11 protein-coding genes and 1 pseudogene are annotated in these 13,010 nt (G+C 69.3%); 8 read left to right on the top strand and 4 right to left on the bottom strand.

The features are described 5' to 3' along the window. From BTH_RS24660 to BTH_RS24655, 3 genes and pseudogenes are all read left to right on the top strand, one after another. Positions 1–1,557 (top strand): efflux transporter outer membrane subunit, encoded by a 1,557-nt coding sequence (locus tag BTH_RS24660; protein WP_025988535.1) that lies wholly within the window; start codon positions 1–3, stop codon positions 1,555–1,557. Positions 1,558–1,735: 178 nt separating this feature from the next. After that, a pseudogene (locus BTH_RS33975) lies at positions 1,736–1,988 on the top strand (molecular chaperone); the annotation flags it as partial. A 27-nt stretch (positions 1,989–2,015) separates the two neighbouring features. Continuing rightward, positions 2,016–3,008: a fimbrial protein gene (locus BTH_RS24655; RefSeq protein WP_011402379.1), complete on the top strand. Its 993-nt coding sequence runs from the start codon at positions 2,016–2,018 to the stop codon at positions 3,006–3,008. Between the two features lie 88 nt (positions 3,009–3,096). Here BTH_RS24655 and BTH_RS24650 read toward each other — a convergent pair whose 3' ends face one another. From BTH_RS24650 to capA, 4 genes are all read right to left on the bottom strand, one after another. Continuing rightward, positions 3,097–4,866, bottom strand: coding sequence for an ATP-binding cassette domain-containing protein (locus BTH_RS24650; protein ID WP_025369392.1), 1,770 nt, complete (start codon positions 4,864–4,866; stop codon positions 3,097–3,099). Positions 4,867–4,984: 118 nt separating this feature from the next. Next, positions 4,985–6,733: a lasso peptide isopeptide bond-forming cyclase gene (locus BTH_RS24645; RefSeq protein WP_011402377.1), complete on the bottom strand. Its 1,749-nt coding sequence runs from the start codon at positions 6,731–6,733 to the stop codon at positions 4,985–4,987. After that, the gene (locus BTH_RS24640; protein ID WP_009891230.1) at positions 6,669–7,394 is read right to left on the bottom strand and encodes a lasso peptide biosynthesis B2 protein; all 726 of its coding nucleotides are present in this window, start codon (positions 7,392–7,394) and stop codon (positions 6,669–6,671) included. Before BTH_RS24640 ends, BTH_RS24645 begins: the two co-directional genes overlap by 65 nt. 74 nt (positions 7,395–7,468) lie before the next feature. Continuing rightward, positions 7,469–7,612: a capistruin family lasso peptide gene (gene capA, locus BTH_RS33970; RefSeq protein WP_009905508.1), complete on the bottom strand. Its 144-nt coding sequence runs from the start codon at positions 7,610–7,612 to the stop codon at positions 7,469–7,471. 183 nt (positions 7,613–7,795) lie between these two features. Here capA and BTH_RS34650 point away from each other — a divergent pair, with 183 nt between their 5' ends. The 5 genes from BTH_RS34650 to BTH_RS24620 all read left to right on the top strand — a co-directional run bounded on the left by BTH_RS34650 (position 7,796) and on the right by BTH_RS24620 (position 12,942). After that, positions 7,796–8,068, top strand: coding sequence for a hypothetical protein (locus BTH_RS34650; protein ID WP_154660008.1), 273 nt, complete (start codon positions 7,796–7,798; stop codon positions 8,066–8,068). Between the two features lie 134 nt (positions 8,069–8,202). Continuing rightward, complete coding sequence (locus BTH_RS24635) at positions 8,203–9,192, top strand: AraC family transcriptional regulator (protein WP_009891228.1); 990 nt, start codon at positions 8,203–8,205, stop codon at positions 9,190–9,192. 102 nt (positions 9,193–9,294) lie between these two features. Continuing rightward, entirely contained in the window at positions 9,295–10,245 is a 951-nt protein-coding gene (locus tag BTH_RS24630) for an ABC transporter substrate-binding protein (RefSeq protein ID WP_009891227.1), read from the top strand. Further along, positions 10,239–11,906: a sugar ABC transporter ATP-binding protein gene (locus BTH_RS24625; RefSeq protein WP_025369390.1), complete on the top strand. Its 1,668-nt coding sequence runs from the start codon at positions 10,239–10,241 to the stop codon at positions 11,904–11,906. The genes BTH_RS24630 and BTH_RS24625 overlap by 7 nt, the downstream gene beginning before the upstream one ends. Next, positions 11,899–12,942 carry an ABC transporter permease gene (locus BTH_RS24620; protein WP_009891225.1) on the top strand — a complete coding sequence of 348 codons (1,044 nt, stop codon included), beginning with the start codon at positions 11,899–11,901 and terminating at the stop codon, positions 12,940–12,942. Before BTH_RS24625 ends, BTH_RS24620 begins: the two co-directional genes overlap by 8 nt. The last annotated feature ends 68 nt before the right edge of the window (positions 12,943–13,010 follow it).

Below are 13,010 nucleotides of genomic sequence, written 5' to 3'. Positions count from 1 at the left end.
ATGATGAAACCCCTGGCCCGTCAGGGCGGGCCGCACGGTTCGCGGCGGCCGGGCGGGCTGCGGGCATGGCCGGCCGCCCTCGCGGCCGCGCTCGTCACGGGCTGCACGCTCGCGCCGCGCTACGAGCGTCCGGCCGCGCCCGTGCCGGCGAATTATCTGCCCGCGGCGGCGGGCGCGCCGCGCGCCGCGAGCCCGGCGGCAGCCGGCAGCGGCGCGCGCGACGCGCAGCCAGCGTCCGACGCGCGCGGCGGCGGCAATGTGCAGGAGATGCACGATGTGCGCCTCGACGACTGGCGCGCGTACTTCACCGATCCGGCGCTGCGCGCGCTGATCGACGCGGCGCTCGCGAACAATCGCGATCTGCGGATCGCGACGCTGCGCATCGAGGAGGCACGCGGCCTTTACGGCGTCGCGCGCGCGGACCGGCTGCCGTCGATCGACGGCAGCCTCGGCTACGAGCGCACGCGGCTCTACGACCCGGTGCTGCGCGAGAGCGCGACGAGCTCGCTGTATCGCGCGAGCGTCGGCTTGAGCGCGTTCGAGATCGACCTGTTCGGCCGCGTGAAGAGCCTGTCGGACGCGGCGCTCGCCGAGTACTTCGCGACCGCCGAGGCGCAGCGCGCGGCGCGCGTCAGCCTGATCGCCGAAGTCGCGTCCGCCTATGTGCGCGAGCGCGCGCTCGTCGACCAACTGAAGCTCGCCGAACGCACGCTCGCCGCGCGCGACGCGACTTACGCGCTCACGCAGCGCCGCTACGCGGCGGGCACGAGCACGGCGATCGAGCTGCGCACGGCCGAGATGCTCGTCGCGTCCGCGCGCGCATCGAAGGCGGCGCTCGAGCGCGAGCACACGCAGGCGGCGAGCGCGCTGAAGCTGCTCGCGGGCGACTTCACGGCGGCCCTGCCCGCCGATGCGCCCGCGCTCGACGAACTCGCGGTCGCGCGGGTGTCGCCGGGGCTGTCGTCGGACCTGCTCGAGCAGCGGCCTGACATCCGGCAGGCCGAGCAGCGGCTCGTCGCGGCGAACGCGAACATCGGCGCGGCGCGCGCGGCGTTCTTCCCGCGCATCGCGCTCACGACCGACATCGGCTCGGTGAGCGACGCGTTCTCGGGGCTCTTCTCGGCAGGCTCGAGCGTGTGGACGTTCGCGCCGCGGCTCACGCTGCCGATCTTCGCGGGCGGACGCAATCGCGCGAATCTCGATGTCGCCGACGCGCGCAAGCATATCGCGGTCGCCGAATACGAAAAGACGATCCAGACGGCGTTCCGCGAAGTGGCCGACGCGCTCGCCGCGCGCGATCAGATCGATGCGCAGCTCGCCGCGCAGCAGGCGGTCTACGGCGCGGACGCCGAGCGGCTGCGGCTCGCGGAGCGGCGCTACGGCAGCGGCGTCGCAAGCTATCTCGAATTGCTCGACGCGCAGCGCAGCACGTTCGAGTCCGGGCAGGAACTGATTCGCCTGAAGCAGTTGCGGCTCACGAACGCCATCACGCTGTATCGCGCGCTCGGCGGCGGCTGGTCGCGCGCCGCGTGCGGCGGCGAAGACGCGTGTGCGTGAACGCGCCGCACGCGCTCATCGGCGGCGATGGCGCGCCGTTCGTCTTCGTTCGCATGAGGTGACGAAGCGGCCGGCCGCTGGCGCGACGGCGGCGATCGGTCGCCGCCGCCGCGATCGGCCCGATCGCGATCGCGCGCTCCGGATGGTTCGCGAAACGCGCCATCGCCGCTTCTAGCGTGCGGCCGCGCGCAAGCTCGTGTTCGACAACCCGACGCCGTACCACGTGACGGTGGTCGCGCTCGCGGGGGGACGCGAACAGGGCGGCGCAGCCGCTCGATCCGGTGATGGTGAATCCGAAGAGCACGGCGAGCGTGCCGTTCTCGGCGTCGGCGGCGGGCGGCCTGTTCGTCACGCACGTCGACGACTACGGCGGCCAGGTGACGGTCGAATACGCGTGCGACGGCAACGCATGCCGGAGCGTGAAGCGATGAGCGCGCGCCCGCCTTCTGCCTCGGCGCATGCCGGGCTGGCTCGCGAGGGCGAGCGCGGCGCTTCTCGTCGCGCTCGCGCAGCCCGCGTGGGCGGTGCGCTGTCTGACGAACAGCGGCCAGAGCTCGCTCGCCGAGCCGATCGGCGACGTCGCGTCGTATCCGACCGACGCGCCGGACGGCCACGTGATCTGGATTTCCGCGCCGCGCACGACGGACGGTTACTGCTACAAGGATCTCGGCGGCGCGGGCAACCTGAACATCGTCGACAACATCTACTTCTCCGCGAATCCGGACGGCAAGAACCCGGCCGCGTGGGGGCTCGGGATCGGCATCCGCTATCGGGGCGTCGACCATTTCGGCGCGGGCAGCCGTCCGGGCACCGGCGTGCCGACGGGCTTCGCGGTGCCGCCGTGCTCGCTGACGGATTTCAACGCGAAGCGCTGCCCGAAGATTCCGGTCAGCATCGCCTACCAGGTGGTCGTGCGCAAGAACGGCGCGTGGGTGCAGCCGCCGGGCGACGTCGACACGGTGTTCCAGTTCGACGGCGAGAAGGGCTTGAACAACACGAACCCGAGCTTCCAGTACAAGCTGAGCGGCCTGCAAAACCTGAAGCCGACGCCGTGCATGGTCGACGTGACGGCCACGCCGGAGCCGGGAATCGTGAAGTTCGGGCAGATCCAGGCATCCGGCAACGGCTTTTCGCCGGCGGTGCCGCGCAGGCCGTTCGGTCTGGCGTTGACGAGGAAATGCAGCATAGCGGTGCGTATCGACGGCTACTTCGAGACGTCGCAGACCGTGCGCAACGGCCTGCTCGTGCCGCAGAGCGACAGCAACTTCGGAATCGGCATCGAGGACAGGAACGGCAATGCGATTGCCTTCAACCAGCAGTTCGTGCTCACGCAGATGCCGGGCAACGTGTCGTTTCAGAACGTCGTGCTCGACGCGGTGCTGAAGTCGTTCGGCGCGCCGAAGATCGGGCCGTTCAGCGGGACGGCGACGATTCGATTGTTCATCTACTGAACGGGATTCGCCCGCGTTCGTCCGCGCATCCGCGCGTATGCGTGCGCGCCGGTGAGGCGCGCGCCGCGCAAGCGCGGCCGCCCGCGCATCACGCCTTCGCGTCGGCGGGTTCGGGCTGGCGGCGCCAGAACGTCCGGTATTCGTCGCAGGTGTCGACGAGGCGCCGGTGCGGGCCCGCCGCGACGAGCCGCCCGCCGGACAGGAACAGCACCTGGTCGGCCGCCTCGACGTTCGCGATCCGGTGGGTGATCAGGACGAGCGTCGTCCGTCTGCCGAGGCGCTCGCGCAGCATCGCGATGCCGAGCGTGTCGCTGTGCGGGTCGAGCCCCGAAGTCGTTTCGTCGAGGACGATCGCGGGGACGTCGACGCCCATCAGCCTGACGAGCTCGACCTTCTGCACCTGGCCGCCCGACAGGCGCGCGCCGCCTTCGCCGACGTCGCCGTCGAGATCGATGCGCCGGCCGTCCTTGTGGAACGCGAGGCGCTCGAGCAGCCGGGCGGCATCGTCGTCGGTGAGCGTCGACGGGGGGTAGCGGACGTTCTCCCGCAGCGAGCGGTTCAGGAGCGCGACGTCCTGCGGCACGTACAGCGCGAAGCGGTGGCGTGCGTCGCCGGCGACGCCGTACAGGTCGACGCCGTCATACGCGACCCCCCCTTCGTCGGGCGGCAGCAGCCCGGCGACGATCTTCGCGAGCGTGGACTTGCCCGAGCCGTTGTGGCCGACGATCGCCGTGTAGCTGCCCGCCGGCAGATCGAACGACATCGGCTCGATCGCGAAGCGCCCGGCCCGGCGAAACGCGAGCCGGCGCACCGCGATGTGCGCGGCCGAGCCGCCTGGGCGCGGCTGCGCGAGCGCGCCGCCGTCGCCATCGCCGCCGCCCGCGCGCGGCGCGATCGCGAGCGCCTCGCGCACGTTCGCGAGCGCCGCGCCCGCCTGGCGGAGCACAAACCCGTACGCGCCGAGCGGCAGCGCGAACTGCAACACGTAGGTCTGCAGCAGCATGAAATCGCCGAGCGTGATCCGGTGCGCGGCGATGTCGCGCACGCACAGCGCGAACATCGCCGCCATGCCGAGCGCGATGATGCCGTACTGATAGGCGGCCGCGCGCGTGAGCAGCCATGACCGGCGCCAGTTGACGTCGAGGCGCGCGTCGGCGCGCGCGGCGACGTAGTCGATTTCGCGCGGCACCGCGCCGTTGTAGACGACGCGCGGCGCGTTTGCCAGCACGTCGCCGAGCGCGGCCGACAGCTCGCCCGCCGCGTGGTTCGTCGTCGCCGCGCTGTTCTCGTATTGCTCGGCCGACAGGTGAGAAAAGACGAAGTAGGCGGCCAGCACGGCAAACAGGATCGCCGCGTATCGGAGCGGCACGAGCAGCGCGATCAGCGCGAGCGCGACGACGAGCTGGATCGCCACCGGCGCGATCTTCCACAGCACGCCTTCGATAATCACCTGCAGGCTGTACGGCAGGCGCTCGAGGAGGCCCTGCACGTAGCCGCTGTCGCTCGACGCGCGGCTCGCGAGCGCCGGCAGTTGCGCATGCAGCGCGCGGCGCAGCAGGGTATTCGACGTCGCGTGCACGATCTTGCCGGTGTACGCGAGCAGCGCGATCGACGAGACCGCGGACGCGGACCAGAGCACGGCGAACAGCACGATATCGACGGCAGCCTTCGCCGCGTCGAACTGCGCGCGCGACATCTCGTCGACCGCGAGCTTCAACGCGAGCGGGCCGAGCAGCATGAAGGCCGACGTCAGCGCCTCGATCAGCACGCCGGCGACGATCAGCTTTCTCGCCTTCGTTTCCTTGTCGACCATCAGGCGGACGACGTCCGCCAACGAGCGTAGCGCAGCAAGCTTCATGTCGATTCGCGATCGGGCCGGCAAGCCGGCGTTTCGGATGGGAAGGGCCATGTTCCGGCGCGCGGCGGGACCGGGTGCGGCCGCGCGCGCGCCATCGGGGATGCGGCGAAACGGTTCGTCAGCATACCGCGGCGTGCCGGTTCGTCACGAAATTCTGCCAGGACGCGCAAAAAACCTCCACGCATCCGACGAGCGCGACGCTGATCGCGGCCGCGTTCTGTCCGACGCGCACGGCCTTGAGCGCGTGCTCGAGCTCCGCTTCGTCGAGCCTGCCGCTGCGCATCAGCACGCCGTCGCGGATCAGCTCGCGCAACGCGTCGTAGTGCGACACGATGCCCTTCACGAAGCCGATGCCGAACGATCCCTTGGTTCTGCGCCACAGCACGTCGACGGGCGTGTGCGCCGACGCGATCTCGCGCAGCACGATCCGGTCGTTGCGGTGATCGAAGCTGTCGTAGCTGTGCAGGCCGAACGCCGCCTCGACGACCGGTTGCGCGAGATACGGATTGAGCCGGCTCGTGTACGCGGCGTCGGTGACGGGCGTCATGATCGACACGAACCGGTCGAGCATCGAGATCGATTCGTCGAGCGGCGCGTCAGCGCGCGGCGCGTGACGGCGCGACCGCCCGGCCGCCGCGCGCGGCGCGTACGACGCGAACAGCCTGGACATCGTCTGCCGCGAGGCCGGCGCGTCCTGTCCGAACAGCCGCCTTCTGAGCGCGATCTTCGCGGCCATCAGCAGGATGCGCGGAATCGAATCGTTGTGAAGCATCGCGAGCTTTTCCGCCGTGCGCAGCGCGAACGACCATCCGTTGCTGCGCAGTGCGTCGAGCACCGCGTTCGCGTCGGGCACCGCCCTGAACAGCAGATCGCCGCCCTGGCCCTCGAGCAGCACCGACGACGGGCCGAGCGCGTTCGACACCGCGCGGTCGATGCCGAGAAATAGCATGTCCTGGTTCAGCGCGGCGGGCGGGGTCCGCACGATCCGCTCGGAGAACGGCAAGTGGCGATCGATGTCGATGCAGATGAGCTGCGCGCCGATCGAATCGGCGACGCGCGCGGCCATGTCCCGCTCGTAGCAGTCGGGCGACGACGTGGAGTACAGGTGGACGGCGGCGAGCGGCGCGTTCGCGCCGAGCGCCTTGCGCAGGAAGATCGCGCCCGCGGAAGAATCGACGCCGCCCGACAGCGCGGCGCACACGTTCGGATGACTGTGCGCGATGCGCGAATAGACGTCGTCGAGCGCCGCCGCGCACGATGCGCGCACGTCGCCGGCGGCTTGCGCGCGCGGCAGCCACGCGCGCTCGATCGCGCAGCGCCCGTCGGGGCCGACGACGAGCGCGCATCCGGGCGGCACCACGCGGACCGACGCGAACGGCGTTTCGTCGAGCGGACCGAACTGCGTGCACGCGAATTCGATCAGGTAATCGAGATTCCAGTCGATCGACGCGCGATCGAGCAGGTTCGCCGCCCGCGGATCGACGTCGACACGCCCGCGCTCGTCCGTCCGGTAATAAAGCCGGACCGAATGCAGCGGGTCGGGCATGAACAGGCGCCGGCCGCTCGCCGCTTCGTCCAGCACGAGGAGGTACGCGCCCCACACGGAGCGCGTGACGGTGTCGCGCGCTTCCTGCAGCGTGCGGGCGCGCGCGAGCGAGCGCTCGATGCGCGAGTGCGCGTCGCGCAGGTACGCGCGGGCGCGGTCGCCGGCCTCGAGCAGCGTCACGCCGATCGGCCGGTCGGGGGCGGCGTCGAGGGACAGCAGCGCGCGATACCCGCGCGCGTCCGTCCACGCGCCCCGTTCAAGCCGCCAGCCCGAACGGGCCGGCGCGTTCGTCATGTCGCGGCGTTCGATAGATTTCGCCATAGCTCTTTTTCAGCTCCGGTTCGTCGCCGCACACGCGCCCGTCGATTTCGACCCAAGCATGGGCGACGAACGGCATCGGCCTCACGCCGATCACCAGTTGAGCGGGCACGTTCTCCCGCCGCAGGTGCGTGGCGAGCGCGAACGACATTTGCAGGCACGTGATGCGAAAGGGCGACCAGATCGACGCGCGCAGGTAGCGCTCGGCCGTGCGCGACGGACCGCCGTCGGCGCGCACGCGTTGTTCCGCGCCCGCGTCGAGCCGAGCGAGACGGTCGAGCGCCGAGAGCGCGCGAAAGCCTCGCATCTTGAGCGACACCGCGCCGCGCACGATGCGCCAGAACGGCAGCCACTCGAAGCCGGCCGCGCTTCGCTCGCCGAGCGTGCGGCTTGCCCAGATGCCCGAATCGAACGTGTCGAACGCCCACCCGCGGTAATCGGCAATGCGCTTCGGGACGGACGCTGGCGATGCGGCGACGACGATCCGGTCGGATATCAACGGCTTCAATGCATGCGGCGCATCGATCGGCTTGAAATCCAGATAATGATCGGCAAAAGCCTTCGCGCATGCTTCGTCGTAAAGAAAATAGCGCGACCGTTGCATATCGAGTGCGACGATCGCCTGATCGAATACCGCAATATGGCAATGGCTGGCTGGCGTCATGGTGATTTTTTCCGGTGGGGCAAAATGCCCCACCAGCTTCATGAAGCGTTACTCAATCGAGCACGAAGCGCGATTTAATTGAACCCGAAGCGCGAAATGACGCGAGCGTCCGGGGTTTGGAAACCCGGGGTGCCGTGCGTCGAGGAAACCGCGTCCAGGCTGACACCGTTGGAGCCGTGGATCGTCGAACGAAGCAGCTTCGCCAAAAGTCGAACCATTTTAATCTCCTAAAAGATATCGAGTGTGCCGGTGTCCTTTCATGATAGTAAGGCATCCGGCGTTAGGTTTATAGCATCGCCCGAAAGGAAATTCAATCGGAATATTCTTTTCTCCTTGCCGGGAATTTTATATTCGGTAATTTAGGGATTTATCTTGATCGGATGATTTATCTTTGTCGAAAAATGGAAATCGTGATTTGTCGACTTAATCCATTAATTTGGAGGCGGAATCAATCCCGCGTGATTCGCATCGCGCTGCGGGCGGCGTGTCTTCGCGGCGGCGGCGATCGGCGTGCCCGGCGCGATCTCGCGAACGATCCCGGCGAACGGCCGGAGGCGGCGGCGCGCTGCCGCGCCGCCGAATGCGCGCAAGACCACCTGTTGCTTCGCACCAAATTTGACGCCTCCGGCCTGCGTATTCGTCCGAATTCAAAAAAATACCAGTCCGGTGTCTGATTTTTAGTGGCCGACCGGATGGCCGGCCACTATCGTTCGAACGACACAAAACGAACGGCGGAGCGCGCCGCTGAGCGCCCCGTCGCATTGGAGACGCGGCGCGCGCGCCGTGGCATGAGCAATAGGAGGAGCGTGTGCAGCCCGATCTCGAAGTCGTCGACGTGCGCCGCGGCGAGTCGTTCAAGGCGTGGTCGCACGGCTATCCGTACCGCACCGTGCGGTGGCACTTCCATCCGGAGTTCGAAGTGCATCTGATCGTCGAGACGACGGGCCAGATGTTCGTCGGCGACTACGTCGGCGGCTTCGGCCCCGGCAACCTCGTGCTGATGGGGCCGAACCTGCCGCACAACTGGGTGAGCGAGGTGCCGGAAGGCAAGACGATCGCCGAGCGCAATCTCGTCGTGCAATTCGGCCAGGCGTTCGTGTCGCGCTGCGCGGACAGCTTCACCGAATGGCGGCATGTCGACGCGCTGCTCGCCGACGCGCGCCGCGGCGTGCAGTTCGGCCCGCGCACGAGCGAGGCGATCCGGCCGCTCTTCGCCGAGCTGATCCATGCGCGCGGGCTGCGGCGCATCGTGCTGTTCCTGTCGATGCTGCAGATCCTTGCCGACGCGGCCGACCGCGAGCTGCTCGCGAGCCCCGCGTACGAAGCCGATGCGTCGAGCTTCGCGTCGACCCGCATCAACCACGTGCTCGCGTACATCGGCAAGAACCTCGCGAACGACTTGCGCGAGACCGATCTCGCTCGGCTCGCCGGGCAGAGCGTGAGCGCGTTCTCGCATTATTTCCGGCGGCACACCGGCTTGCCGTTCGTGCAGTACGTGAACCGGATGCGGATCAATCTGGCCTGCCAGTTGCTGATGGACGGCGACGCGAGCATCACCGACATCTGCTTCAGGAGCGGCTTCAACAACCTGTCGAACTTCAATCGCCAGTTCCTCGCGGTGAAGGGCATGTCGCCGTCGCGCTTTCGCCGCTATCAGGCGCTGAACGACGCGAGCCGCGACGCGTCGGAGGCGGCCGCGAAGCGCGGCGCGGGCATCGCCGGCGCGCCCGCGATCGTGCCCGCCGCGCAGGCGCGCGGCGAGGTCCGGCCGCCGCCCGAAATCCTGCTGTCCGGCTGAAGCCGGCCCGCGCTCCCGAGCAACCCAGCCCAAAACGCGTCGTGAGGCGCGCCGCTTTCGCGGCGTGCGGGGCGCGCTCATACCTAGAAAACGGAGACAACCATGATGCTTATCGCTTCCTCGACGCCGCTTTCCGGCAACCGGGCCGCGCGCATGCTGCGCGCCGCGGCGCTCGCGCTTTTCTGCGCCGCAGGTGCGGGCGTCGCGCACGCGGCGCCGCTGAAGATCGGCATGACGTTCCAGGAGCTGAACAACCCGTACTTCGTGACGATGCAAAAGGCGCTCAACGAAGCGGCCGCGTCGATCGGCGCGCAGGTGATCGTCACCGACGCGCATCACGACGTCAGCAAGCAGGTGAGCGACGTCGAGGACATGCTGCAGAAGAAGATCGACATCCTGCTCGTGAATCCGACCGATTCGACAGGCATCCAGTCGGCCGTCGTGTCGGCGAAGAAGGCGGGCGCGGTCGTCATCGCGGTGGACGCGAACGCGAACGGCCCGGTCGATGCGTTCGTCGGCTCGAAGAACTTCGACGCGGGCGCGATGTCGTGCGACTACCTCGCGAAGGCGATCGGCGGCAGCGGCGAGGTCGCGATCCTCGACGGCATCCCGGTCGTGCCGATTCTCGAGCGCGTGCGCGGCTGCCGCGCGGCGCTCGCGAAATTCCCGAACGTGAAGATCGTCGACGTGCAGAACGGCAAGCAGGAGCGCGCGAGCGCGCTCACCGTCACCGAGAACATGATCCAGGCGCACCCGTTGCTGAAGGGCGTGTTCAGCGTCAACGACGGCGGCTCGATGGGCGCGCTGTCCGCGATCGAGGCATCGGGCAAGGACATCAAGCTGACGAGCGTCGACGGCGCGCCGGAGGCGATCGCCGCGATGCAGAAGCCGAACTCGAAGCTCATCGAAACGTCCGCGCAGTTTCCGCGCGACCAGATCCGCCTCGCGATCGGCATCGGGCTCGCGAAGAAGTGGGGCGCCCATGTGCCGAAGGCGATTCCGGTCGACGTGAAGCTGATCGACAGGGGCAACGCGAAGACCTTCAGTTGGTGAGCGGGCGCAACGACGCGGCCGGCGACATGGGCGACGGCATGGACGAAGCGAGTGACGCGCGCCGCGCCGCGACGGATGCGGAGGATGCGGCGAACGTGACGGATGCGGCGAAGAGCGCCGCGCGCGCGAGCGAGGAAGCGATGGACACGATATTGGCGCTCACCGGCATCACGAAGCGGTTCCCGGGCGTGGTCGCGCTGCGCGGAATCGATCTGCGGGTCGCGCGCGGCGAGATTCACGCGCTGCTCGGCGAGAACGGCGCGGGCAAGTCGACGCTGATGAAGATTCTCTGCGGGATCTACCCGCCGGACGAAGGCACGATCGCGATCGACGGCGAGCCGCGGCGCTTCGCGAACCATCACGACGCGATCGCGGCGGGCGTCGGCATCGTGTTCCAGGAGTTCAGCCTGATTCCGGATCTGAACGCGGTCGACAACCTGTTTCTCGGCCGCGAGTGGCGCGGCCGGCTCGGGTTGCGCGACCGCGCGCGGATGCGGCGCGCCGCGGCGGACATCTTCGCGCGGCTCGGCATGGCGGTCGACCTGTCGGCGCCCGTGCGCGAGCTGTCGGTTGCGCAGCAGCAGTTCGTCGAGATCGGCAAGGCGCTGTCGCTCGACGCGAGGGTGCTGATCCTCGACGAGCCGACCGCGACGCTCACGCCCGCCGAGGCCGCGCGCCTGTTCGGCGTGATGCGCGAGTTGAAGCGCCAGGGCGTCGCGATGATCTTCATCTCGCACCATCTCGACGAGATCTTCGAGGTGTGCGACCGGATCACCGTGCTGCGCGACGGGCAGTACGTCGGCACGACGCAGCGCGCGCGCACCGACGTCGGCGCGCTCGTCGAGATGATGGTCGGCCGGCGGATCGAGCACAGCTTTCCGCCGAAGCCGCCGCTCGCGCGCGACGCGGCGGCGGTGCTCGAAGTGGACGCGCTGCAGGTGCGCGAGAACGGGCCGGTGAACCGCTTCGCGCTGCGCGAGGGCGAGATTCTCGGCTTCGCGGGCCTCGTCGGCTCGGGGCGCACGTCGAGCGCGCTCGCGCTGATCGGCGCGAAGCCCGCGCGGGTGCGGCGCATGCGCTTGCGCGGGCGCGCGGTGCGCCTTTCGGGCCCCGCCGACGCGCTCGCCGCGGGCATCGGCCTCCTGCCGGAGAGTCGCAAGACGCAGGGGCTCATCACCGAGTTCTCGATCCGGCACAACGTCGCGATCAACAACCTCGGCAAGCATCGCCGCCTGCGCTGGTTCGTCGACGCGGCGGCCGAGGCGCGCGCGACGCGCGAGCTGATGAAACGGCTCGGCGTGAAGGCGCCGACGCCCGACACGCGCGTCGACACGCTGTCGGGCGGCAACCAGCAGAAGGTCGTGATCGCGCGCTGGCTCAACCACCACACGCGGATTCTGATCTTCGACGAGCCGACGCGCGGCATCGACATCGGCGCGAAGGCGGAAATCTACCAGCTGATGCGCGAGCTGACCGCGCGCGGCTATTCGATCGTGCTGATCTCGAGCGAGCTGCCGGAGATCGTCGGCATGTGCGACCGCGTCGCGGTGTTCCGGCAGGGGCGCATCGAGGCGGTGCTCGACGGCGACGCGATCGACGCGAACACGGTGATGACTTATGCGACTTCGGACGCACGCGGAGCGAATCATGAACATGCATGACCGGACGGCGACGCCGTCGTCGTCTTCTTCCGCGCCCGCCGCCGCGGGGGCGGCGCAGATCGGGGCGCCCGGCGCGCCGCTGCCCGCCGGCTCGCGGGCGCGGCGCGCGCTTGCCGCGCTCAGGCGCTCGACGACGTTCTACCCGCTCGTCGGGCTCGTCGCCGTGTGCGTCGCGATGATGTTCGCGAGCGACGGCTTCCTGAGCGCGGCGAACCTCGAGAACGTGCTGCGGCAGGTGTCGATCAACGCGATCATCGGCGTCGGCATGACCTGCGTGATCCTGACGGGCGGCATCGATCTGTCGGTCGGCTCGGCGATGGCGCTGTCCGGCACGCTGACGGCGGGCCTGCTCGTCGCGGGTGTGAACGGCGCGGCGGCGCTTGCCGCGGGCATCGGCGTCGGGGTCGCGCTCGGCGCGGCGAACGGCTTTTTCGTCGCGTTCGCCGGGATGCCGCCCATCATCGTCACGCTCGCGACGATGGGCATCGCGCGCGGCCTCGCGCTCATCTACACGGGCGGCTATCCGATCGACGGGCTGCCCGACTGGGTCCGCTTCTTCGGCAGCGGCAAGGCGCTCGGCGTGCCGGCGCCCGTGCTGACGATGCTCGTCGTCTACGCGCTCGCGTGGCTCATGCTCGAGCGCATGCCGTTCGGCCGCTACGTCTACGCGATCGGCGGCAACGAGCACGCGACGCGGCTCTCGGGCGTGCGCGTCGCGCGCGTGAAGCTTGCCGTCTACACGTTCGCGGGGCTCACGTCCGCGCTCGCCGCGATCGTGCTGACGGGACGCCTGATGAGCGGACAGCCGAACGCGGGCGTCGGCTTCGAGCTCGACGCGATCGCGGCCGTCGTGATGGGCGGCACGTCGATCGCGGGCGGGCGCGGCTCGATCGTCGGCACGCTCGTGGGCGCGCTGCTGCTCGGCGTGCTGAACAACGGCCTGAACATGATCGGCGTGAATCCCTACGTGCAGAACGTGATCAAGGGCGCAATCATCCTGCTCGCGATCTACATCGGCCGCGAGCGCCGCAAGTGAGCTTCGCGGCGCTCGCGACGTCGATGTGCGCGGCGCGCGGCGTCGCGGCGAGCGGCGGCCCGCCCGGC

The sequence above is a fragment of the Burkholderia thailandensis E264 genome (assembly GCF_000012365.1).
GTDB lineage: Bacteria > Pseudomonadota > Gammaproteobacteria > Burkholderiales > Burkholderiaceae > Burkholderia > Burkholderia thailandensis.
This window is presented reverse-complemented; position numbering and strand designations above follow the sequence as displayed.

What these genes read in the sequence shown, in the direction of transcription:
- BTH_RS24650 (WP_025369392.1), bottom strand. Translation starts at nt 4,866, where the DNA reads ATGAAGCTTGCTGCGCTACGCTCGTTGGCGGACGTCGTCCGCCTGATG.
- BTH_RS24630 (WP_009891227.1), top strand. Translation starts at nt 9,295, where the DNA reads ATGATGCTTATCGCTTCCTCGACGCCGCTTTCCGGCAACCGGGCCGCG.
- BTH_RS24640 (WP_009891230.1), bottom strand. Translation starts at nt 7,394, where the DNA reads ATGACGCCAGCCAGCCATTGCCATATTGCGGTATTCGATCAGGCGATC.
- BTH_RS34650 (WP_154660008.1), top strand. Translation starts at nt 7,796, where the DNA reads ATGGAAATCGTGATTTGTCGACTTAATCCATTAATTTGGAGGCGGAAT.
- BTH_RS24645 (WP_011402377.1), bottom strand. Translation starts at nt 6,733, where the DNA reads ATGGCGAAATCTATCGAACGCCGCGACATGACGAACGCGCCGGCCCGT.
- capA (WP_009905508.1), bottom strand. Translation starts at nt 7,612, where the DNA reads ATGGTTCGACTTTTGGCGAAGCTGCTTCGTTCGACGATCCACGGCTCC.
- BTH_RS24655 (WP_011402379.1), top strand. Translation starts at nt 2,016, where the DNA reads ATGCCGGGCTGGCTCGCGAGGGCGAGCGCGGCGCTTCTCGTCGCGCTC.
- BTH_RS24620 (WP_009891225.1), top strand. Translation starts at nt 11,899, where the DNA reads ATGCATGACCGGACGGCGACGCCGTCGTCGTCTTCTTCCGCGCCCGCC.
- BTH_RS24660 (WP_025988535.1), top strand. Translation starts at nt 1, where the DNA reads ATGATGAAACCCCTGGCCCGTCAGGGCGGGCCGCACGGTTCGCGGCGG.